Consider the following 22,127-nt stretch of genomic DNA (forward strand, 5'->3'; position numbering starts at 1 on the left):
CGCCAGGGCAGTTAGGACATGACAAAAGTCTCAAACCTAAGTAAGCGCAAGAGTTTGACTTCTGACTTCTGACTTCTGACTTCTGACTTCTGACTTCTGCTATACTTACTCTCCTAAGATAGATTCGTCATTTTCGGTAATATTGCCCAAAATAGTATTAATTCCAATCTGGGAACCCGTAACTTCTTCAGAATCAGAATCAGAATCAAAAGTACCACCAATCTGCGTGGTGTAAATAATTTCTAGTCTGTACTTGCTATGGGCTGGTTTTTCCTGTTCGATGATAGCATTAGCGATTTCTATTTGTCGTTTGAGTTGCTCTGGGTTTAATCCTTGAGCTGGAGTAATTCTTACTATAAAAAAGTGGGGTATACCACCACCAAGGTAAGTGCCTCTACCAAGCAGCGATCGCGAGGGAAGTCCTTCGGGGTAAATTGGAATTTCTTCGGGGTCAATTGGGTTTTCGGGCTCCAGGAGTTGGGTGTCACCAATTTGAAATTCGGCATTGGAAGCGTCGATAATGGTGACTTTTTCCTCGTCCTCTAGAAATAATTCTAGCAGTTCTTGTAAATTGTCTTTAGTCCCTCGGAAACGATACAGTCTGACAGTATTGGCCAGAAATTTCCGTTGTTTTTGGACATCTAAATCTGCTCTGAGACTCAACGCCACCCAGCTAGATAACCAGGGTAGGAAGTCTGGGGGTGTTTTTTGGGGATGGAAGTAATTAGAAATACGGGCAATATTTTCTTCTAAACCCTGCTCACAAAAGTTGATCCCATGTGCACGACCCAAAAGAATATTTTCAAAGGGTAGTAAAAATTGACCAACGAAAGGATCGCTTTGATAAATCTCTGGCAGATAGTCTAACAGTTTACTGGGGTAACGGGCTGAGTTTTTCATTGGTTTTTAACCGTTGAAATCAAGGGTTTCTAAGGGGGATATGATGTCTATATCGCTGGCGGTAAGATCTAAATACACTAGTTCTTCTGGTTTGACCTCGATGGCACTTAGCTGTCCGTTGGTTTTAACTAGGCGTTGTTGATTGTTTATGGCATCAGGACGAGGAAAAAATACTTCGTCTTGCTCTTTATCTTCCTGATTGGTTTTTTCTACATAATCCACACCTTCTAGTTCATCAAGTAGTTGATAAACTTCCGAAACATAAACATTTCGACCAAATGGCCAACCTTGAGGATTGTCAGGATTTGGTAGGGGATCGAAAAAGTTTTCCAGTGCGTTATTTATGTTGGTCCTAGTGGTTGCTACGTCTGCTTCTCGGTTGAGGTGTATGGTTAATCTGATGCTAATGGTGATGTAGCGTGGCATAACTACATGGATTGCCGTGCCAATCAATCGCCGTTCTTCTAAGTGGTTTTTTACCTCGTTAATCAGCCTTGAGCTTGGTTGAGGGGGGCTATTTTCACGATTATTGCTGTCGGGGATAATCACAATACTCACATGACCTGGTTGATCCACAGGTTCGACTAAGGTATTTTCGACTAAGGCATTTTCCGAATCAAGGTTACGTCGAGGTATACAGTGTGCCCTGGCAACGGTATCATCTGCATCATTTGGTTTCATTTCTCGGGCTAATTCCACAAAGTCGGCACAGGTGATGGCTCGGTAGCGATCGCGTACTTGGGTAATTGCCTCTTTAATCTCTGTCTGTAAATCCTTGGTTTGCTGCCAATCTGGTCCATTCAGCAGTTGTAAAAACATCCGCATATTGGCCTCTGTCACCCGATTTTGCCGATAGAGCAGCATTTCGGTAAGGTAGGCAAACAGCTCAATGACGGTAATACCAGGATCAGAAGGATTGTGATTAGTCCATTTCGGGGCATAGCTGGGAATCATACCCAGGGCTTCTTGCACCAAGTCGTCATAGGTGCGGTCATCAAGATTAGGCAATTCTATTGGCATGAGCTACCCTCCTCAGGATTCCACAAAGGTTAAATTGATGGTGTGATTGCCGGAATAGACTAAAAAGCGATTAGTCTGTTTAACATCTTCTAGCACTAGTTTTTCCGGGTCATCCACCTCTTCCCCCACCTCCAAGCTAGAAACATGGTCTACTCCCGGCACTCTCTCTAGTAGTCGGTATAAGTCCGATTTATAGGGTTGACGACCAAAATTCCAACCCATTCCGTCAAAACCCCCCGTGAGGGGATGCAGAAAACTAGCTAAGGTTTGTTCCACGGTTTGTGCTACCTCACGAGATCCTTCTAGGGAAGTAACCGCAATTTCAGTGGTAATATTGACACGGACATAGAGAGCGCCCACTACAGAGATTGCCACTGTGGGTTCGGTGTAGGCTTGTAGGTAGTTTTGGACGCGCTTGATTAGCTCCAAACTGGGTAGGGGTTTAGCTTCAGTGGAGCGGGGTACAATAATTATACTCACTGTTCCCGATGAATCCGGCTTGGTCTCCAGTCCAGCCAGGGGATTGGTTTTCAAATTGGCTAAGGGTACACACTTGGCTCTGCTTACCTCTGGTGAAGCCAGCTTGGCTAAATCTTCGTAGTCTTCCCTAGTCACAGCACGCTGACGATGGCGAATTTCCTTAGGTGCCCGCTCGATTAGGGAGTCAAGGCTTTCCGCTTGGGCCCCCCCTGCTGCTGCTTGATGGTTAATCACTTTGTCCACATAGGGGACTGTGGTTTTGAGTTGGACAATCGCCCCAGCCGGTTTGTTTCCAGCAGTTCCACCACCAGTTTGATAGCGACTCATGCGGATATTGCCTTGACCAGGAGGAGGAATCAGTCCATTGCGTCCATCCCCAAAGGTGATTTTTCCGGTAAGATTATCAAAGACATAATGGCGATCCCGTGGTTCTGATTGATAGAAATCCGGGACTTGATGCCAACGGACCCAAATCTCTTGCGGTCTTCCGGTGTCATTAGTAGTAACAGTAATAGCCTTTTCCCCTTCTTCAAGGAGAATTTTGTCCTTTTCTAGGGCAGAAGGTATTTCCGGTTCCCGCACTTCCAGCTCTTGACCTGCTAATATTGGCTGACTAGTTGTCTGAAATGTTTGATTTTCAGTCCCGTCACTGGAGCCAACAATTTCCTTTTGGATCGTAGCTGTTTGTGCTGCCATGGTAGTGTTAAGCAGTACTTGTTTCAGCCTAGGTTCAACCTCGTAGTCACCCTTTAACCATTTAACCCGCAGCCAATAACGGGGAGGTAAATTAAAGTCTTCCTTTGGTGAAAAATCCCCTGGTGGCAGAAATTCAATTAAACCGGAACGGGTAAAGTTTTCCGTTTCATCTCTTATGGTTAGTTGTTGCCATGCTTGGCCATCCCAATATTCCCATAATAGTTGAACTTGTTCAGTTTGATCCAATTGGAGCACATCCGTTGAATTAGGTAATAACGGGACATTATCGTCTCCATATTTTACCTCAGTTACACAGGGAAACAGGCTGATCTTACGATTGGTAAATTCTGTTCTAGCTAATGGTAAACTAAAGCCCAGATAGAAAGCTTTTTCATCAAGTTCGGTTCTTTGAAAAGGAATTATTTTATTTTTGCTGTCAATACGTTTAACTAGGTTACTTGAGTAAACTGAATCATTGTAGGTCAAAAGAGCTTCTGGTTCTTCTGATATTCTTAATTTATAGCTAACTCCAATTGAGCTAATTGATGGCGGAGCAAAAGTTGCCTCAATGAATCGATATTCTGGTGCTGGTGGCTCTGGTGTTGGGACAATGCGCTCGTAGCGAGCTTCTCTACCATAATTACCGGAACTAATTCGCACCCGAATCCAAAAATCTTCTACTCCGTTAACCATTGTGGGAACAGGCGGTTCAGGAAAAGTGAAACGCACATAACAGTCAAGCTGAAAAGAGAACGCTTGGGCAATGGTTTCTGGTTCTGTAGTTGTTGTTATCCGAATCCAATATAGATTGGCGTCATTGATATTTGTCTGTTGCCAATCCGTGGGAGTCGTAAATTCAACACAACCATCAGCAGTCCACTTTGAGGTATTATCCTCAAGGTTGTGTTCTTCTTCTGTAAGTTGAGTCCATTGAGTTCCGTTAAAATACTCAAATTTTAAGGTATAGCCTTGCCCTTTAGTAGCCAGATGAAAATGAATATATTTAAAATGCCCAGTTGAGCCTAAATAAAGAATATCACCAGTATTCTTGTTCAGTTCAAATCCTGTTCCATCCGAGGATCTTGCTTCTTCTGTCAGATCGATGTACTGTTCCTCGCTCAATAATAAAACCTGATCGAAGTATCTTGTGATAGTGAAAGCCTTGGTGGTGTCCTCAAAGGTTTGGTTAGAATTAGCTGGCAATCCCCGTTCAAGGGTGGAAGTTCCAATTGCCATCCACTTTTTGCCGTTCCAAAATTCCCATTTCAGTTTTGGATCACCATCAGTCAATGTTGGTGGAATTCCGGAAGCTGGACTCGTAAAACGAATATTAAGAGTAACCTCAGCCTTATCCTGAGAAAAAGCCTGGCTATTTGCCAAATATAATGTAGTTCCAAACTTAGGGTTTTCGCCAAAAGGAAAAAAATCTTTAGTCAAATCTAATGGTGATTGATTGGTAAACCCTGTTTCAATTAATAGGTTGCTAGAACTAATAGTCGCTTCAATTTTTATCTCATCAATTTCTGGTAGCTCATTAGCAGATACCATACCAGTTAGAGATTCCTCAGCAAGGGTAATGGGAGTAACTAACCGGCAGCGAAGCCAACGACTAGTTACTGAATTAACAGTAGTTAACGGTAAAGCCGTAATATTACTAAATTGAATGTCGCGATCGCCACGGCTCCTCAAGCCTTGAGTTTCATCATTGCTCGGTGTAATATCTTGCCAATTAGCTCCATCTTCCGTTTCCTGCCAAATTTGCCATTTTATCTTTCCCCCTTCACCAAGAGCTTTTGATAAATTAATCGTTACTTTAAAGGTATCAATTTCAGCAAACCCTAAAAGTTTGCTATGCCCAATGTATAAACTATGTTCAATCTCTTGGTTGCCCCGAAAAATATCAACGCCTGGTGATGCTGGTGTAGTAATAATTGAACTATGATTACTATACAAATCCTGTTCTGGATCCCGCACAAAAACAGAGTCTAATTTTGCGGCTGTTACTACCAATTCCCGTTCAGTTTCAAAAATAACAGGGTCTTGTTCTCCTTCCGCTGGAGGTGCAGCAACTTGTGTGCCTTTTGGCACTACTGCATCAACGATAGTTCCGGCAGCTAAGGAAAATGTTAAGGGTACTCGTGCTGGTTGGGGTGGTAAGCGAGACGCTCCTAATAAATCTAAAAAGGCTAAGAAGTTTTTATCGGGAACTTGATTGAGTCGCTCGATAATTATCTCGGCAAAACGGGCAAAGATATTAACTATAGCAGCACTCCTTCCTTGAACAGGTTGAGTTTTTCCTGTATAGTGTGTGATAAGTTCCTGAAGAGGTTTAGTTTCTCCTGTATCTGTATGTTTTCTAAATTCCTGAAGTAGTAATGCGAGTCGATATAACCTGCTCTGTATAAGGAGCGAGAAGGCAAAAATCACTACTTTACAGGAATTTTGTCCATAGAGAACTTGATCGGCAATATCCTTTGCTGTCCGTTGATCAATTTTGGGGGCTAGTTTAACCATCAACCTGCACTCCCTTCTAGATAAAATGGATACACTAGGTTAAAAACATTATTAGTTGCTCGCACTTGATAGTCGATATTGACCAGCATTTGTTCTGGAATAGGGGATTGAACGCGCACATCTATAACATCAATGCGGGGTTCAAAGAACAGTAAGGCTTCCTGTATAGCTTGGGATACTTTACCAGCAGTGGCAGGTGAATTTGGTTCAAAAACTAAGTCATAAATGCTGCAACCAAAGTCGGGACGCATGGCTCGCTCACCTTTGGCAGTACCAAGGATAATTACGATTGACTGGCGTACACTCTCTTCATATTCCGCAAGTTGGAAATCTCCCTTAGTATCTAAACTGATGGGAAATCCTACTCCAACACCTAAAAATGGTTTAGACATATAGCGTTTTTCAATAGGTTTTAGGGAACAGGGAACAGGGAACAGGGAACAGGGAACAGGGAATCATATCCCCCCCTTATTAAGCAGGGCTGTTTCAAAGTCGGACTCAAATGTAATTGGTGGGGAGGTGGGGAGATAGGGAGATAGGGAGATAGGGGGAATTTTTATTAATAAAAAAGTATTTTTAAGCTGAAAAAAACCCTCTCCCCAGCACCCCACGTCCCTTTCACCCGATTGACTGCACAATTTATTCCTGAGAATGAAACAGCCCTGCCCCTTATTAAGGGGGGTTAGGGGGGATCTCATCTCCCTTATTAAGGGGGGTTAGGGGGGATCTCATCTCCCTTATTAAGGGGGGTTAGGGGGGATCTCATCTCCCTTATTAAGGGGGGTTAGGGGGGATCCCATCTTCTCCTTTTCAGCCAATAAAAACTGTACCCACTGCTACGACTTGCCCCACTGGTAAATCTGCCGGATCATTACAAGTCTCAGCAATATCTCCATTTCTGGCTGCTTGTTTACCGTTAATTTTTACCGTTGGGCTACCAATTTTAATGGTTCCTTTATTAGCAGGAGGACTTTGAAAGGAAGTGCCAGGAGGTGTGGGAATATGAGGTGGGGTATTATCCGCAGTACTATCTACAGTTGCTGCTGGCATTCCCATAATATTGACATCACTGCTGAGGTTGCCATTGATAATGCCCGTAAAAGGATGAGGTAGGGGAGTTGGTGTCGGAGGTGCTCCCGGCACGATCACAATATGAGTATCAATAGCGGTAATTTGGTCTCCTTGTTTGGCTGCTGGTTGTCCCATAATTAAATTATACCTCTTAAAAAAATACTTTTATAATAGTGCTTTTTTTAGTTCTCTCTTCTGACTTTCCTACTCCCTGCTCCCTACTCCCTACTCCCTACTCCCTAGAAATAAAGTCTCTCAAGGAATTGAGAAATACTCTACTAGTTTAGATTAATAGTTTGACCTTTAAGATTCATGGTGCTGCTGGCTTTAATATCCATTGCTGCACCGGATTCAACTTTGGTATCTGCTGAAGATTTGATTTCAATATTTTGTGCCTCTAGTTTAATATTACCTTGAGATGCTGATAAAGTAATGTCTCCTTCAGTGGTAATAGCAATGGTGTTGTTAGCTGTATCAAAAATAATACTATTTTTCTCGGTTTTATCCACAATTTCAATAGTTTCTGCCCCCTCTTCATCATTAAGACGGATTACATGACCGCTACGGGATTTGATTACCCGGATATTATTAGCACCATCTTCATTAGTTGCTGGTGGTAATTCTTTACCATTCCACAAAGACCCGATAATATAGGGCAAGCGTACATCACCATGTTCAAAAGCTACTAATACTTCGTCATCTACTTCTGGCAAAAAATAAATCCCTCTTTCATTTCCTGCCATTAGTGTAGCTATTCGCGCCCAGTCACTTTCGTCTTCATCACTTAGCCAGGGGTATTTCACTTTAACCCGACCTAGTCCTTCTGGGTCTTCATTGTTGGTAACTACAGCAACTACGACACCATAAATACGAGATGCGATCGCTCGGTGGGATTGACTATCCAAAAGTAGTTCAGACAATTTCATTGAGCATTCCTCCGCACTGTAAATTTAGTATGATATTGGCTATTACAATAGCGATGCAGGACACTGGTAAGATAGTATTGACCGCTAAAGCGCTTGCCTACACCATCAATTTGAACTACTATTCCTGCTCGTAAATCTGTACGCCCTCGACAAATTCCTTCTCCACTAATTAACTCTAGATTGAGTTGCTGAAAACGGGCTTGAGCCAGCTGATCTGCTTCCGCTTGGGTAATCATTGGGTGATTGCTCAGGGTTTTTACTGCTGTACCAAAAGCATCTTCGCTTAAAGCTGCACCACTAGTTTCTCCCCCCATCTTGCTACCTTCATCACCAGTGGTGGCGCGTCCGATAATTGATTGCTTTTCTTTAGGATTCCAACCCTGTACTTTGACTTCATTCACTTGACTTGCAGAGGACATACAGGGATAAAATTCCAGTAGGTCATCAGTAAACATTAGGGTGAGAATGTCACTATCTTGATTAGCCGTAGGTCGAAATACTAAATTTCGATCTTCCACCATCACCTCATAATTAATTTTTCCTGCCCGTTCTTGCAAAAACTCCATATGAGTTTGATTGGCTTGGAAAATATAGTCATGCACTACCCCACTATCTTCTACTTGGGCAGAAAGTCCAACCTGCTGGGCAATTTGCGCTGCGATGTCACTATCTTTTAGTTGCACAAAAGTCTGGGTATGACGACCACGATGTAAGCGATGGCTGCGATCATAACCCCTAATCATTACTTTGGGTAATCGCTGAATCGTAAACTCTGGTTCTATAGCGGTAATTTCCCCAACCATGAGGGTAGTTAGGTTTCCCCGGTAACCCAATTTCACTTCTAGCGTACTCCCAATAGTGAACAAAGAGTTATCCAGCCACAATACTTCCCCTTTCTGCACATCCAAACTGCCCAATTCTAAGGTAAACATATTGGGCAAATTAATCTCTTCGTCTACTGTTAACCCAGTAATATGGAACTGTGCTGATTCTGGTAAACTCGAACCATTAACCAGAATTTCATAGTCGGTAAATATTGAGGCTTGGGGTTGGGTGAATGGCATTTTTAAAAGTTAAAAGGGAGTAGGGAGTAGGGAGTAGGGAGTAGGGAGTAGGGAACAGGGAACAGGCAAGAGGCAAGAGGCAAGAGGCAATAGTAGTGCGTAGGGTGCGTTAGGGGCGGACTTGCCCTTATTTTTCGCCTCGTAGCCAGCCTTGGGATAGTCCGCCCCGTAACGCACCACCCTTGGGCTTGCTACAGCAATCAATCATAACTATCAAAGCAATTTGGGAATAGTTAAGGTTTTACCAATGTCAAGCTGACGGGGATTATCCAATTGATTTTCTTCGGCAATGAGTCGCCACAGCTTAGGATTACCATAGACATCCGCCGAAATGTTGCTGAGGGTTTCACCGCTTTTGACAATACGAGTAGTTAATTCTGGATCGGTACGCCGTTTATCATCTTCTGGATTGAGATATTCCAAAAAAGTGATGTTGACTTTTGCTCGTATCGGTTTACCATTACTTTTGAACAGGGTGAAGGTTTGGGTAAGATTAGTAATCACCCCCACAAAAGGGAAGTCAGAATTAGTTGGTGCTTCACCCCAGTAAACCTTACAAGCTAGTGGTGGTTGTTCTTTACGTTCAACACGTCGCGTGCGGGTAAGGGCAACCAGTTTATTGGTTTCCTCCCGTACATCGTCGATGGAAGTACTATCTAATGAACTATTATTCTCACGCTCAAAATTCTGAGATCGTGAATTTTTAATCCCTTCGGAAACATCAAATAACAATTCCAAAGTTAGTTCCCGACTTCCCCCCCCACCAAAATCTAAAATTGGCGCATTATATTCTTTTTGGCTCGAACCACTCCAAGTAACACCTTTTTTGACGGTATAGGATTCGGGGTTAAATAAAACCTTAATCTCTGGATAATTTTCTTTATCTCCCAATACAGCACGGTACTTCTTGTCTTGAGTTTCTTCCCACTTCAAAGGAATAATACTTAGTTTCTCTAATGCCATTTTTCGATCCCCCGACGTTCCCTTTCTACCATTAGTTTACGAGCCAGAATACGACTGACTTGTTCAGCCACTTTAATTAAATCTATCCCTGATGCTGATGCTGTTTCTGGGGTAGACATCGGGGTTGTAGCATTTCCCGACTTTGCTTGAACCGTAGAGTTTTCCACTGCATTGGTTTGACGTGCGATCGCTCCATTTGGTTTTATTTGGGTGATTGCTAGAGGTAGAGGCAGTTTCTGATGATTGGAGCTTGTGCTTGATAACCCTTTACTAGCCTCGATGGTATTAGCCTCGATGGTATTGGTAGTTTTCAGCCAAACCCTGTTTAACTCAGATGAGGAAGATAACTGGGTAGGGGTTGTGGAAACTACACTAGGGTTACTAGCAATTGAGGCTTTTTGGGATAGTTGTACAGGTGAATTTTCCTGCTGTTTCTTTATGATACCAGTTGGTTGATAGTTTTTTTCGGCTAGTTTGGTTTGGATAATTCTTTTACTTAAAGGTTGATTTTTAGCTTGAATCGTGCTTTGGTATGATGGACTATTTGTTTTAGCCAGAGGTAAATTTGGACTAGAGTTACTGTGAATTATAGTTTGGGAATGATTAGCTTTACTTATTGTATCACCTTGAGAGGTAATCTGACCTAATTTGGGCTGATTCGGGATAACTTTTGCTTGAATTACCGTATCTGAGCTATCCTCTTTTCTAGATACTGTAGTTGGGGATGAGGCACTTGTAGTTTTAGCCAGAGGTAAATCTGTAATAGATTTACTGTGACTTATAGTTTGGGAATGACTAGCTTGATTGATCGTGGGACTTTGAGAGATTAGTTTACCGGAATTTGGCGAGAGTTTAGCTTGAATTACAGTCTCATCGTTATCCTCTTTTCTAGATACTTGACTTGGGGATGAGGCACTTGTAGTTTTTGCTAGAGGTAAATCTAGACTAGAGTTACTGTTAACTTGACTTGGGGAATTACTAGCTTGAGTGATGGTGGGACTTTCAGATATTAGACCGGAATTCGGGATAATATTAGCTTGAATTACCGTATCTGAGCTATCCTCTTTTCTAGATACTGTAGTTGGGGATGAGGCACTTGTAGTTTTAGCCAGAGGTAAATCTGGAATAGAGTTACTGTGACTTATAGTTTGGGAATGACTAGCTTTACTTAGGGTGGGACTTTGAGAGATTAGTTTACCGGAAGTTGGCGAGAGTTTAGCTTGAATTACAGTCTCCTCGTTATCCTCTTTTCTAGATACTGTAGTTGGGGATGAGGCACTTGCCGTTTTAGCCAGAGGTAAATCTGGACTAGAGTTACTATGACTTATAGTTGGGGAATGACTAGCTTTACTTAGGGTGGGACTTTGAGAGATTAGTTTACCAGAAGTTGGCGAGAGTTTAGCTTGAATTACAGTCTCCTCGTTATCCTCTTTTTTAGACACTGTAGTTGGGGATGAGGCACTTGTAGTTTTAGCTAGAGGTAAATCTGGACTAGAGTTACTGTGACTTCTAGTTGGGGAATTAATAGCTTTACTTAGGGTGGGACTTTGAGAGATTAGTTTACTAGAAGTTGGGGAGAGTTTAGCTTGAATTACAGTCTCCTCGTTATCCTCTTTTCTAGACACTGTAGTTGGGGATGAGGCACTTGCAGTTTTAGCTAGAGGTAAATCTTGAGCCGAGTTTTGAAAAGAATCATCTGGAGAGGTAATCTGACTTGATTTGGGCTGTAAGGGCGAAATTTTGGTTTGAATTACCGTATCTGAGCTATCCTCTTTTCTGGAAACTGTACTTGAAGATGATGGACTATTGGTTTGAGCAAGAGGTAGATCTGGAATAGATTTACTTTGAACTCTAGCAACATTACTAGGGCGTGTCTTCAAACTCGGAGATCCCCCTAAATCCCCCTTAAAAAAGGGGGACTTTGAGTATGGCTCCCCCCTTATTAAGGGGGGCTGGGGGGGATCTAAATCTTGCGGAAAACTTTGAAAACACGCCCTAGCATTAGCTGCTGTCATGGTTGCTTTTCGACTAATCCGCAACGTTCCCGATTTTTCAGGGTAGGGAGGTGACGAAGAGCTACTGGTTTCAGGTTTAGTTTGAGTTACTGTAGGATTGGTACTAGATTTAGTACTAGATTTAGTATCTCTTTGCGCTTGTACAGTATGAGACTCATGACGTGATAAGGTATTAACTTCTGCCAAGGTTGCTTTGCGATTAATCTTAAGCTGTGGTTGTGTTCCTCTCCTATTTCCCTTGTCCCCAGTTTCCTGAATTGTCTTCCCAAGGGGAGTAGAGGAAGCCGACTTAGGCTTTTTTTCTACCAATGAAACTGGGCTTGTACTCTGGTTGTGGTTAGTTTTTTTGACCAATGGCTTGGTCATTACTGTTACTTTCTGGGATATTGCTGGGCGTTGCTGAATTGAAGTATGAATGGGCGATCGTCTGGTTTTGGTCAAGCCCCCTAAATCCCCCAACTTTGGGGGACTTTCAGAGTTTTGTTCCCCCCAGAATTGGGGGGCTAGGGGGGCGGAATCATACCCAGAATCAGCAACGCCTATTGCTGTCGGACTTTTCCCTACAATTTTCCTACTATTGTCCCTACTATTCTGAAATGCTCTTGGTTGAGTCTGCACAAAGGTTTGAGCTGTTTTTCCTGTTCCTGAATAGCTGTCAGGATTGACTCGCCATTGCCCATCAAAACCGTCGGCTGATTCTGTGCGCTGTCGCTGAAGACGTGACATGATGGCTGTAGGCTGCAAAACTCCAGAACCATAACGGAATTTTACTTGTTCCGGTAACATGGACTTTTGTACAAGTCTTCCCGCCGTCCCTTGAGTAGCTTGGTAATGACCATGTAACTGCTGGGTATTAATGACCCCAGCAGGTTTAACCAGTCGCCGCTGTAGACGTTGCCCTAAGGTTGAACTGTAAGGAGAATCTTCCATTGTTTTGTTGCAATATAAAGAGCAGGGAGCAGGGAGCAGGGAGCAGGGAGCAGGGAGCAGGGAGCAGGGAGTAGGGAGTAGTAACGGGCAAGATGCCCGTTCCACCCACCAGGTCAAGTAGCTTTTAACAGATGCACCCCAGCTCAATAGCGATCGCTAATTCTGTGAGCCTTTAGATAAACTCTATCTGAACGGGCAAGATGCCCGTTCCACCCACCAGATCAAGTAGCTTTTAACAGATGCACCCCAGCTCAATAGCGATCGCTAATTCTGTGAGCCTTCAGATAAACTCTATCTGACCGGTTTGGGCATTCAAACGTCGATTAATCTGGGCAATTTCCTCCACCCACCGTCGCCGCTGACTGTGTTCCATGGCCATGATAGATTCATAGTGCCAATGAAAGTGGTAGGCCAGATAGGCTACCTCCTGATGGAGTTGATCCAGGGGGTAGCCTAAGATTCCCCCGACATATCTAGTTCCACGGCAAAATCTTTTTCACAGTGGGGACAGATAATCTGGAGCGATCGCATGCCATTGCCATTGATCCGATTGTAAAGATCCTGCAAATAAGCCAAGTCTGAGGCAAATAACCCTTCAATAACTTTTGGGTTAATCATTTCTACAGAACCGATGCGGGTGACCACCCGAGATAGCAGAATGACAATTAAATAGGCTGGGTTAGATTGTACGCGAGGGTCTTTCAGGGGCACAATTTCATCAGCAGCCGTTGCCAATCGCATTGTCCCTTCCCGATGTAAATTCCCCTGTTTGTCCACATAACCTGCTGGTAATGTAAACTCATACTCAGTTTGCAGCATTGTTGCTTGCTCAGGCATGGTGAGATTAGTCATAATTTATGCCCGCTCCAGACGTTCACAACTGACGGTGAGGGTATCAATAGCAACATCACTTCCTTTGGCATCCAAACTAGGTGCTTCATACTTACTAGCCCAGGCGTTGAAGAAGTTCCAGCGTACTTTCTCCTGTCCGGTATCATCAAGCAGAATGATGGAACCATTTTTGCGTTCAACCTTGCCATTGACTGCGGCTAAGTGCCAGTCATAGAGTTCACGAGAATCGGTTATTCCCCATTTCAGGGAAATATCAGGGTAACTGGCTTTCCCTCGCAGCTTACGTACTGTAGCATCGTCTCCACCTTCACGATATTCAACGACTTCTACTTCAGAACCAAAACCACTACATTCAGAAAATCCTGCCTGAACAATGCCATCAATTTCCATCAGGAAACGAAAGTTCTTATAGGGATCAACTCTTGCCATGACTAAATCTCCTTTCCAGTTAGTTCAAAAGTTTATAGGGTTTCGTTGAGGAGATGTAAACCTAGGAGATATTTTTTTATTTTAAAATAAAACTCCGGATCTCTTTCCCCTCTTGCCTTTTGCCTTTTGTATGCAAGCCTTTTGTATGCAAGCCTTTTTCGGCAATTCGCGTGTTTACAACCCAGATATAAATGCGCTTATTACTCACCAGCGGTTTGCTGGATGCGGAAGATAACAAATTCCGCAGGCTTGACAATGGCTACCCCAATCAGGGCAACGACTTGGCCTAACTCTCTTACTTCTTTGGGATTGGTTTCCGCGTCACATTTAACAAAGAAAGCTTGCTCTGGTGTTTCCCCAAACAAAGCTCCATCGCGCCATTCATTTAACAAGAAGTCACCTACTGTCCGTTTAATCCGTTGCCACAGGGCTAGATTATTCGGTTCAAAGACAGCAAATTGAGTACCATCATCAATAGATTCTTGTAGGTAGTTGAAATAGCGACGGGTACTGACGTAGCGAAAATCAGCATTAGCATCATCTGCCATAGTCCGGGCTCCCCAGACTTTAATGGTGCCTTTGAAAGAACGGATAACGTTAATCCCTTCCGGATTTAAACCATCCTGCTGGGCTTTACTAATGGGACGACTGACATCGAGGGCATTAACAATAACTTCGTTAGCAGGTGCTTTAAACACTCCCCGGGTGGCATCATTACGAGCATAGATTCCAGCAAGATGACCACTAGGAGGTATAGTATCTGGGGCATTGCTAACGGGATCAAAGACTTTAATCCAAGGATAGTAGATAGCAGCATAGCTGGCTTGCTGACTACGACCAACAGGACGGATACCGCTTACATTGCTAGGTTCTTGATCTGCATCACCATCTAAGATGGCCACTCTATCTCCCATCTTGGCGCAGTGAGCAATGATAGCAGTGTGTTGAATATCACTGATTGCTCCAGGGACGGCAACAATGGTGATTTCATCAACTGTTTCAAACTTCTCTAACTCTTCAGCCGGGTTATCAATGTCTGTTGCAGCGGCAACCCGCAGTACATAACAACGGGAACCTCCGTTGAAGAAGAAGCCATACACCCCATGGGCTAAGATTTTATTGCCCTCTTGGAAATCACCAAACCTAGTTTTGAACTCTTCCCAACTGGTAATTAATGTTGGTTCACCTGCGGTCGTCAGCTCATACGGGGCAGGAACAGGATTACCCTGATCATCTAAAACAGGGTTACCATCACTATCATTTTGAAACTGTCCTGGTTGCTGTGGCATAGTAACATTATCAGCTACCACACCAATAAACCCAGCGACACTGGTTGCAACTCCAGCAACAGGTAGGGAAGCGGGTGGCACGTATTCAACATATACGCCTGGCGAAAGATACTGTGGCATAATTCTTACTCCTTGATCATCACAAAAATTACTGCTGTAACTCTAAGTTGTAATTACTTGCTGGGGATTCTACTGGGATAGTGATAGTAACCTCCTGTACACCATCGTCTAACTGCACCCGTAAGGTATAAGTACCAGCAGGAATTGCCCCGATGCTATAGTTTCCATCTCTATCAGTGGCTGCCCTGAGATTACGCTCAACCAAAATAACCGTTGCGCCTACAACAGGGTTATTCTCAGCATCCGTAACTCGCCCACCAATCCGGAAAAATCCTTGTGCGGTGCCTGGCACCAGTTGTTGTGAGGATGGTGAAATCCGCTCACCTAATTGCCAATTTTGAGTAATGACAATGGGGGTTGGCTCTGGCTCAAATAGTTCCTTGATCGCAATGGTTACTGTGACTGTGATGGAAGGACGTAATTGATTCCCCAATGCAGTCCAAAACTCAGCAGTGCTTTGTACTCCATCTAGTTGAGCAGTTACCATTGGTAAGGCTGGTTCTTGCCCAGCAAGTCGGGTATTTTCTAAAAAAGGTATTTCTGGAATAGTTGGATAGGCTAAGAATACTTGCAGCACTTGGCTGAGTAATCGGTGTTCTTGCAGGGGTAATTCTTCGCCACCAATGGGCCAAGCTGTTACTAAATAAGAACAGGCTATGCGCTTTGGAGGATTATGAATAATTGCCTCTCCATTGCGCCTCTCGATCGTTGGTTCATTATTACGTAGTTCCAGGTGTTCCCGAATATCGTACAGAAATAAATTCACCGTCGTCTGTCCAGGACTAAACGTTTCTGAGGGACGCTCAAAGGAAATTTGAGCCTCCGCTAATTCTGGAAACCTCGACGATAGGCTGGTCTGTTCCAAAATTCTTCTCAACACTTGACTCAGATCGCTAATCATCCTGACTGACCTGGTTGGATTTACTTAGCAGCCACGCACCAGACTCTCACAGGCTAGGGCGTGTTTGAAAACTTATTTATTATTAATTCTTTTAAACATCCTCTACAAGTCACGTTTTCTAGCTAGTCAAATTCAACTAGCTCATTTGAACTAATCGATTTGGACTAGCCAAATTTTGTGACTTGTTTGTGAAATCCAAAATTGATAAATTAACGCTATTCCTCTGTAGATAGGGAGATGGGTAGTAAGCATTCAGCCGTCAGCCGTCAGCCGTCAGCCGTCAGCCGTCAGCCGTCAGCTAAGGTAACTCAGCATTATTCCAATGCTTACCTGTTGTCAGCCATGCAAAGCGCGAGTGGGGGAAACCACGCCAGTCGCTCATGGTTTGTTCGCGTTCGCCTTTGGCGTGGCCTACGGCCAAGCGTCGCCAAAGGCGATAGTTACCGTAAGATAGTGGAGCCTTGTCAGCCATGCAAAGCGCGAGTGGGGGAAACCACGCCAGTTGCTCATGGGGGAGACCCCCAAGACCGCACTGGCTCCCCAAGACCGCGCTGCATCGCTATTAACAAATATTTAACCCTTTTCTGCATAACCTGCTAACTATTTTGGCTCCACAATAAACAGGTTTCGTCTCCGGGGGGAACCCCCAAGACCGCGCTGCCTCCCCAAGACCGCGCTGCATCGCTTATTCAAAAGCACCATCTGTAGCACCTCAAGTAGCGTGCGCATTAGCTGATAGCTGATAGCTGAATACTTACGATGGGTAGATGGGTAGATGGGGAAATAGAGAGATGGGGAAATAGAGAGATGGGGAGATAAAATTGATGGCTAGCCGTAATTTACAGAATTGGTCTAAAAACTGCTATTTTAATGGGAGTGACGTCTTTAAAATGCTGATAACTCCCCTTTTCAGCCAACTTGATTCCAAGCAATGGATCTGTGTACTGGATCCAGCCTTAGCGCTCTCCTATTATGGAGTCCACATAGCTCAGCAGCTAGGAGAAATAATGGAACTCTGGATAGCAAGAGAGCTTTGGCATATTCTTAACAATACTAAGTTTTATTTACAACAACCAGAACTGCTTATTCCCAAAAGCACTCTCAATGAAAAGGCATCTGAACAGGAGAAAGCAACCTTAGAGAGTGTGATTTGGTCACTTAAAGAGTGGAAAGGATTACAAACCGAGAATGATTTGCTAGGACTAAATCTATTCTGGCTGGGGGATAGTCTCAGGGAGTCTTTACTGCCAAAAGGTACAACTACCAAGCTCTTGCCACGATGGGAATATTTAGCACGCTTATTAGATCGACGCATTAACCAGTCACAGGGGACCAATGATACTTTAATGGCGTCATTCCGGGATACTGTAGCTCTAAGTGCGAGTTTAGGTTCTGCTTTTATACTGAGCTATCAGAATCCTACAGATTTTAGTGATAATCGCCCTCCAGATATCTGCAAAGCTTTGGACAACTTGGGAATCTCTTGTCAACTGGTCAGTCCGCAGGATCGAATTGTGGCTTTGGAATCGGACTACTTACGCCAGTTGATGATTTACACCGGACTGGCAAAACTGTTATGGGAAGGGCTTCATTTGTGTGTTATACATCTTGTGACACCTGCAGTTACAGCATCTGAAAGAATGTCTAAGCTGTCTTGGAGCGATAACGTTGCCTGTGATCCTGAAGACTTGGGGAATTTCCCAGAGTTGAAGAAGGATCTATGGATAAATACTAAAGCGTTCTGGTATAGTCTTTCGATGTGAGATGTAAACATAGAACTAAACCCTTTAGAGAAGAGAAAACTCCGGATCGGCTAACAGGAGTAAGGAATACAGCGTTTTTTTGATTAGAAAAAATAACCATCTAGTTTTACAACTCATTTGTAAAACCTAGACACACTATAAGTTTTGTTAACAATTTAACTCCTTTTTGATTCCTATTCAACAAAATGGAAGGGGGGTAAGACCATCCATGGATCGGATCTTCCTAAATCATTTGTGAATAGTTATAGCAATCGGTGTAATGGTGTTGACAAATTTAAGGAACGAAGCTATGCAGCGCAGTCTTGGGAAGCTCAATCATTCCCTGGTCCGACGTTCCCTATTCCCTATTCCCTACGCACAGCGCTATAGTTTTTGCGTAAGGATTTAGCTGTCAGCCGTCAGCTGTCAGCCGTAGCGCATTAGCTGATAGCTGATAGCTTACTTTTATCTTTCCCCAGGTTCCGCTGATCAATCAAACAGGATGTCTATAGGTACTTGAAATTTTTCTTATGAAAGAAAAACGTAATCTTACTCTTTATCGTCAAGATATAGCTAGTAAAGATCTAGAATCAGAGTTAGGAAATCAAGTGATTGGTAAGCTGTTTATCAATAATTCTTGTTTTTTAGTTTTTGAAACAAACAACGAATTTAAACCTAGTTTAGGGTCTAGCTCTAATTCACCCCCTGAAAGCAGTTGTCCTTTGAATGCAGTTGGTTATCTGGAGGTAAATGGAAAAGTTTATGCAATTACAGAATTCCAAGACAATACTACTTCCGCCACATCTCATCTTGCTAGTCTCTTAACAGAACGAGAGTTACAAATTGTTACTCTTGTTGCCTCAGGTCAGTCTAATAAGCTAATTGCTAAACACCTTGAAATTAGTGAATGGACAGTTTCTGCTCATCTACGTCGGATCTTCCTGAAGCTGGATGTCGATAGTCGAGCCGCTATGGTTTATCAATGTGCTCCTTTGATTCAGCAATTAGAAATGAATTAGCTATAGCCTGAGTAACTGCTATCAGCGGTCAGCGGTCAGCGGTCAGCGGTCAGCGGTCAGCGGTCAGCGGTCAGCGGTCAGCGGTCAGCGGTCAGCGGTCAGCGGTCAGCGGTCAGCGGTCAGCTATTAGCTGAATGGTTACCCATAATCTTGTATGGCATGGGATGCGATCGCATGATCTGGCCGAGCACTGGATGTGATCGCATGATCTGGTACGGGTATTGGATGCGATCGCATCATCTGGTAAGGGTATTGGATGCGATCGCATCATCTGGTCGGGCACTGGATGCGATCGCTTAATCTGGTCGGGCACTGGATGCGATCGCTTAATCTGGTCGGGCACTGGATGCGATCACTTAATCTGGTCGGGCACTGGATGTGATCGCATCATCTGGTCGGGCACTGGATGTGATCGCATCATCTGGTCGGGCACTGGATGCGATCACTTAATCTGGTCGGGCACTGGATGTGATCGCATCATCTGGTCGGGCACTGGATGCGATCGCTTAATCTGGTCGGGCACTGGATGCGATCGCTTAATCTGGTCGGGCACTGGATGCGATCGCTTAATCTGGTCGGGCACTGGATGCGATCGCACTTTTGCCTATTGCCTATTGCCTCTTGCCTCTTGCCCCAAAAGATGCCATATTCCCTACTCCCTACTCCCTACTCCCTACTCCATTAAATGCTTTAATACCCCCAGGACCTGTTTATTTTCTAACAGGGGCGGATAGGCCACTAAATTAGAATAGCTCGCCTTAACCCGATCTAATCTTTCCTTTTCTGCTTCAGTAATTTCGGGTATATTATCTTGCCATTCTCTAAAAAACTGGTCATTTTCAATTAACTGCAGACCAAACTTATCCGTTAATTCATGTAAAGTAATTTCTTTGGCTGGGACAGTTGTAACCATAATTGTTCAATTTTTTAATTAGTCACATCAATGTCCACCTTAAACAAAGTGGTGTACGGCGAAGTGGATTTATAAGCGATTGACCGTAGGTCACGCGGGGCGCGTTCGCACTCAAAAAATTTTTACCAATATCTTACAGCACTCAAGGAAAGTATAGCATTTTGGGTTTCATGGCTGCCCTAGTAGTCTGTAAGACAAAAATGTCAGCCATGAGTAGGGTAGGTTAGGCCCTTGTTTGAACGATATAAAGAACATGTTGCTCTTTTGGGACTCGGCAATTTTTATTCTTATTTTTCAGACCTTGAGCGAGTAGACAATCCTCAAATATCAATGCTTATTCGTCTAAGAAGTTGGAAATTGCCATTTCAATTGTAGCTTCGATGTCACCTTAAAATTTAGTTAAAATTACACATAAATGAGTCTATAAATGGCTAGATATATTTTTGGTAAATAAATGTAAATACTTTTGATTAACTATTGCATTTTTTAGAGGATTTATGTATACTATAAGTACAGACTGAAACTAATAACCGCGCTGGTCGTAGCCGTTAATCACTACCAGCGCGGTTTTCCTCCCAAGCAAGTAGGAGTTACTTCCATAATGGCAGAAAAGCGATGCAGCGCGGTCTTGGGGGTTCCCCCCATGAGCGACTGCATCAAGACAATCACGATCATCAATCCCAACCTTTCAGCAACCCACCGGTGCTAATGATGCTGGTTTGGTTAAGAGTTGGAACGTTTTGCTTTTTTGCGCTTGCTGCCTTACCCTGTCGAGGGGGCACCCTACAATATCCTGGGATTAGCCCAAAGGGCTGCGCTTCGCGTAGGCACTAAAACCCAGAACAAAAGTACCTCGCCTATTTGGTAAATGCTATACTCCTCTTCTGTCATTTTGGGACAATCGAACGAATTTGCGTCATTTCAGCCTACGAAAAATCAAGGTTTGACCCCAGTTTGACAGAAGAAGGATAATATACAATATAATGTAGTGCCCTCTAAATAGTCTGATATGTCTGAAGGAGTGCAAGACAAGTGCGAATCAGCAGGGAGAGACTGCAATATCCCCAGGTTTATTAAATTAGGGTAGACGAGGTTAAACGATCTATGCTGAGAAGGTTGATATGGTCAAAGATCGGTTTCATTTTGTTGTGAGAACTGCTTTAGAAAAAGACAACTGGCATATCACGGCAGATCCTTACGAAATTCGGATCGATGATGTATATTTTGAGATTGATTTAGGAGCGGAGCAACTATTAGCAGCAGAACGAAAAAATCAGAAAATTGCTGTTGAAGTTAAAAGTTTTATCAGTCCATCCAAGGTTTCCGACTTTCATATGGCATTGGGGCAATTCCTAAACTATCGAGATGCACTGGCAAGGATTGAACCCGATCGCCAGCTTTATTTGGCTGTGCGAGAGCCAATTTATGAAAGTTTTTTCCAGCGACGCTTCATCATGGCAGCAGTTGATCGTTATCAGATTAGATTAGTAATTTATGATGTGAAACAGGAGGTAATTGTTCAATGGCTGTAGAGCAATATCGCCAGTATATTCGACATCTTCTTTCGCAACGTGCTCAACGGGCTTCACGGCAAACAATTGCACCAGAATACGAGGTTCAGACTGTCTTTGATACAGAGCAAGATCACTACCAACTGCTCTATGTTGGTTGGCGTGGGAATAAACGTGATTTTGGCTGTATTTTACATGTTGATATCAAGGGTGGAAAAATTTGGATTCAGCATGACGGCACGGAAGAGGGACTTGCCAACCGATTAGTAGAAATGGGAGTGCCTAAACACGATATTGTTTTAGCTTTTCATGAACCTGAAGTACGCGAGTTTACCGGTTTTGGTATAGGTTAAGGGTTAGAATAGATTTACAGATTAATCCCGAAAATACGGCAGTTTCCATAACTATCAAGTACACAGAATTGTTTTCCTGCTCCCTACTCCCTGCTCCCTGCTCCCTGCTCCCTGCTCCCTGCTCCCTAAAAACCCAGAACATGGAAACCACAAATCAACCCTTAGATCAATGGCGTGAAACCCTGTCTTGATGCAGTCGCTCATGGGGGAAACCCCCAAGACCGCGCTGCATCGCTAGAAAATATTTTAAAGTATTACGCCAATCTTCCTTACCGTTATGGTGATGTAACCAGGGCGACCGATGAAGGCGCTCAAAGGAGTGAGAATTCCATAATTCTCCATAGAGGCTAGAGTTCAAGCGAAGTTCCCACCCGAAGGGGCGCTGCGAGATGGATATATCCGGCTTCTGAGCTAGAATA

The 22,127-nt window shown here is 43.6% G+C and carries 24 protein-coding genes and 1 pseudogene; 7 read left to right on the forward strand and 18 right to left on the reverse strand.

Going from position 1 to position 22,127, the window contains the following annotated elements; genetic code table 11:
• Window positions 1-105: 105 nt before the first annotated feature.
• The 15 genes from F6K46_RS23470 to F6K46_RS23535 form a co-directional block, all read right to left on the reverse strand.
• A complete protein-coding gene (locus tag F6K46_RS23470; protein ID WP_070391993.1) occupies window positions 106-900 on the reverse strand; it encodes a phage tail protein in 795 nt (264 codons plus the stop codon).
• 6 nt (window positions 901-906) lie between these two features.
• A complete protein-coding gene (locus tag F6K46_RS23475; RefSeq protein ID WP_293061515.1) occupies window positions 907-1,920 on the reverse strand; it encodes a baseplate J/gp47 family protein in 1,014 nt (337 codons plus the stop codon).
• 12 nt (window positions 1,921-1,932) lie between these two features.
• On the reverse strand, window positions 1,933-5,610 hold the full coding sequence (locus F6K46_RS23480; RefSeq protein WP_293061517.1) for a putative baseplate assembly protein: 3,678 nt from the start codon (window positions 5,608-5,610) through the stop codon (window positions 1,933-1,935).
• Complete coding sequence (locus tag F6K46_RS23485) at window positions 5,610-6,002, reverse strand: GPW/gp25 family protein (RefSeq protein WP_075905909.1); 393 nt, start codon at window positions 6,000-6,002, stop codon at window positions 5,610-5,612. Before F6K46_RS23485 ends, F6K46_RS23480 begins: the two co-directional genes overlap by 1 nt.
• A 418-nt stretch (window positions 6,003-6,420) precedes the next feature.
• On the reverse strand, window positions 6,421-6,816 hold the full coding sequence (locus tag F6K46_RS23490) for a PAAR domain-containing protein (protein ID WP_293061521.1): 396 nt from the start codon (window positions 6,814-6,816) through the stop codon (window positions 6,421-6,423).
• A gap of 143 nt (window positions 6,817-6,959) precedes the next feature.
• Window positions 6,960-7,607, reverse strand: a complete 648-nt coding sequence (locus F6K46_RS23495; protein ID WP_293061523.1) for a phage baseplate assembly protein V — start codon at window positions 7,605-7,607, stop codon at window positions 6,960-6,962.
• Complete coding sequence (locus tag F6K46_RS23500; protein ID WP_293061525.1) at window positions 7,604-8,671, reverse strand: contractile injection system protein, VgrG/Pvc8 family; 1,068 nt, start codon at window positions 8,669-8,671, stop codon at window positions 7,604-7,606. The genes F6K46_RS23495 and F6K46_RS23500 overlap by 4 nt, the downstream gene beginning before the upstream one ends.
• A gap of 9 nt (window positions 8,672-8,680) precedes the next feature.
• Window positions 8,681-8,848 carry a hypothetical protein gene (locus tag F6K46_RS23505; protein WP_293061527.1) on the reverse strand — a complete coding sequence of 56 codons (168 nt, stop codon included), beginning with the start codon at window positions 8,846-8,848 and terminating at the stop codon, window positions 8,681-8,683.
• A 36-nt stretch (window positions 8,849-8,884) separates the two neighbouring features.
• A complete protein-coding gene (locus F6K46_RS23510; protein WP_293061529.1) occupies window positions 8,885-9,634 on the reverse strand; it encodes a LysM peptidoglycan-binding domain-containing protein in 750 nt (249 codons plus the stop codon).
• Window positions 9,625-12,726, reverse strand: a complete 3,102-nt coding sequence (locus F6K46_RS23515; protein ID WP_293117402.1) for a hypothetical protein — start codon at window positions 12,724-12,726, stop codon at window positions 9,625-9,627. Before F6K46_RS23515 ends, F6K46_RS23510 begins: the two co-directional genes overlap by 10 nt.
• Before the next feature lie 133 nt (window positions 12,727-12,859).
• Window positions 12,860-13,039 carry a DUF6760 family protein gene (locus F6K46_RS40240; RefSeq protein ID WP_083305059.1) on the reverse strand — a complete coding sequence of 60 codons (180 nt, stop codon included), beginning with the start codon at window positions 13,037-13,039 and terminating at the stop codon, window positions 12,860-12,862.
• A complete protein-coding gene (locus F6K46_RS23520) occupies window positions 13,033-13,431 on the reverse strand; it encodes a phage tail assembly protein (RefSeq protein ID WP_366510755.1) in 399 nt (132 codons plus the stop codon). Before F6K46_RS23520 ends, F6K46_RS40240 begins: the two co-directional genes overlap by 7 nt.
• 3 nt (window positions 13,432-13,434) lie before the next feature.
• Entirely contained in the window at window positions 13,435-13,860 is a 426-nt protein-coding gene (locus F6K46_RS23525) for a phage tail protein (protein WP_293061533.1), read from the reverse strand.
• Window positions 13,861-14,060: 200 nt separating this feature from the next.
• Window positions 14,061-15,269: a phage tail sheath subtilisin-like domain-containing protein gene (locus tag F6K46_RS23530; protein ID WP_075898050.1), complete on the reverse strand. Its 1,209-nt coding sequence runs from the start codon at window positions 15,267-15,269 to the stop codon at window positions 14,061-14,063.
• A 28-nt stretch (window positions 15,270-15,297) separates the two neighbouring features.
• The gene (locus tag F6K46_RS23535) at window positions 15,298-16,170 is read right to left on the reverse strand and encodes a Pvc16 family protein (RefSeq protein ID WP_293061545.1); all 873 of its coding nucleotides are present in this window, start codon (window positions 16,168-16,170) and stop codon (window positions 15,298-15,300) included.
• A gap of 237 nt (window positions 16,171-16,407) precedes the next feature.
• On the opposite strand from F6K46_RS23535, the gene F6K46_RS23540 reads away from it, so the two are divergent.
• The 3 genes from F6K46_RS23540 to F6K46_RS23550 all read left to right on the forward strand — a co-directional run bounded on the left by F6K46_RS23540 (window position 16,408) and on the right by F6K46_RS23550 (window position 18,931).
• Window positions 16,408-16,770, forward strand: coding sequence for a hypothetical protein (locus F6K46_RS23540; protein ID WP_293061549.1), 363 nt, complete (start codon window positions 16,408-16,410; stop codon window positions 16,768-16,770).
• 224 nt (window positions 16,771-16,994) lie between these two features.
• Window positions 16,995-17,933 (forward strand): hypothetical protein, encoded by a 939-nt coding sequence (locus F6K46_RS23545; protein WP_293061550.1) that lies wholly within the window; start codon window positions 16,995-16,997, stop codon window positions 17,931-17,933.
• A gap of 509 nt (window positions 17,934-18,442) precedes the next feature.
• Window positions 18,443-18,931 carry a LuxR C-terminal-related transcriptional regulator gene (locus tag F6K46_RS23550; protein ID WP_293061552.1) on the forward strand — a complete coding sequence of 163 codons (489 nt, stop codon included), beginning with the start codon at window positions 18,443-18,445 and terminating at the stop codon, window positions 18,929-18,931.
• Window positions 18,932-19,043: 112 nt separating this feature from the next.
• On the opposite strand, the gene F6K46_RS23555 is transcribed toward F6K46_RS23550, so the two are convergent.
• Window positions 19,044-19,274, reverse strand: coding sequence for a hypothetical protein (locus tag F6K46_RS23555; protein WP_293061554.1), 231 nt, complete (start codon window positions 19,272-19,274; stop codon window positions 19,044-19,046).
• Between the two features lie 153 nt (window positions 19,275-19,427).
• Between F6K46_RS23555 and F6K46_RS23560 the strand changes: the two genes are divergently transcribed.
• Entirely contained in the window at window positions 19,428-19,616 is a 189-nt protein-coding gene (locus tag F6K46_RS23560; protein WP_293061556.1) for a hypothetical protein, read from the forward strand.
• Here the strand turns inward: F6K46_RS23560 and F6K46_RS23565 are convergent.
• Complete coding sequence (locus F6K46_RS23565; protein ID WP_293061558.1) at window positions 19,605-19,844, reverse strand: hypothetical protein; 240 nt, start codon at window positions 19,842-19,844, stop codon at window positions 19,605-19,607. The two genes, F6K46_RS23560 and F6K46_RS23565, sit on opposite strands and share 12 nt — an antisense overlap.
• 1,121 nt (window positions 19,845-20,965) lie before the next feature.
• Here F6K46_RS23565 and F6K46_RS23570 point away from each other — a divergent pair.
• The 3 genes from F6K46_RS23570 to F6K46_RS23580 all read left to right on the forward strand — a co-directional run bounded on the left by F6K46_RS23570 (window position 20,966) and on the right by F6K46_RS23580 (window position 21,899).
• Window positions 20,966-21,376, forward strand: coding sequence for a XisH family protein (locus tag F6K46_RS23570; protein ID WP_075898016.1), 411 nt, complete (start codon window positions 20,966-20,968; stop codon window positions 21,374-21,376).
• Window positions 21,367-21,708: a XisI protein gene (locus F6K46_RS23575; protein ID WP_075898014.1), complete on the forward strand. Its 342-nt coding sequence runs from the start codon at window positions 21,367-21,369 to the stop codon at window positions 21,706-21,708. The genes F6K46_RS23570 and F6K46_RS23575 overlap by 10 nt, the downstream gene beginning before the upstream one ends.
• Before the next feature lie 68 nt (window positions 21,709-21,776).
• A complete protein-coding gene (locus F6K46_RS23580; RefSeq protein ID WP_293061560.1) occupies window positions 21,777-21,899 on the forward strand; it encodes a hypothetical protein in 123 nt (40 codons plus the stop codon).
• Here F6K46_RS23580 and F6K46_RS23585 read toward each other — a convergent pair.
• Window positions 21,875-22,127 (reverse strand): annotated as a pseudogene (locus F6K46_RS23585) (hypothetical protein); the annotation flags it as partial. The gene F6K46_RS23580 and the pseudogene F6K46_RS23585 sit on opposite strands and share 25 nt — an antisense overlap.

The organism is Moorena sp. SIO3E8, from assembly GCF_010692445.1.
Lineage (GTDB): Bacteria > Cyanobacteriota > Cyanobacteriia > Cyanobacteriales > Coleofasciculaceae > Moorena > Moorena bouillonii.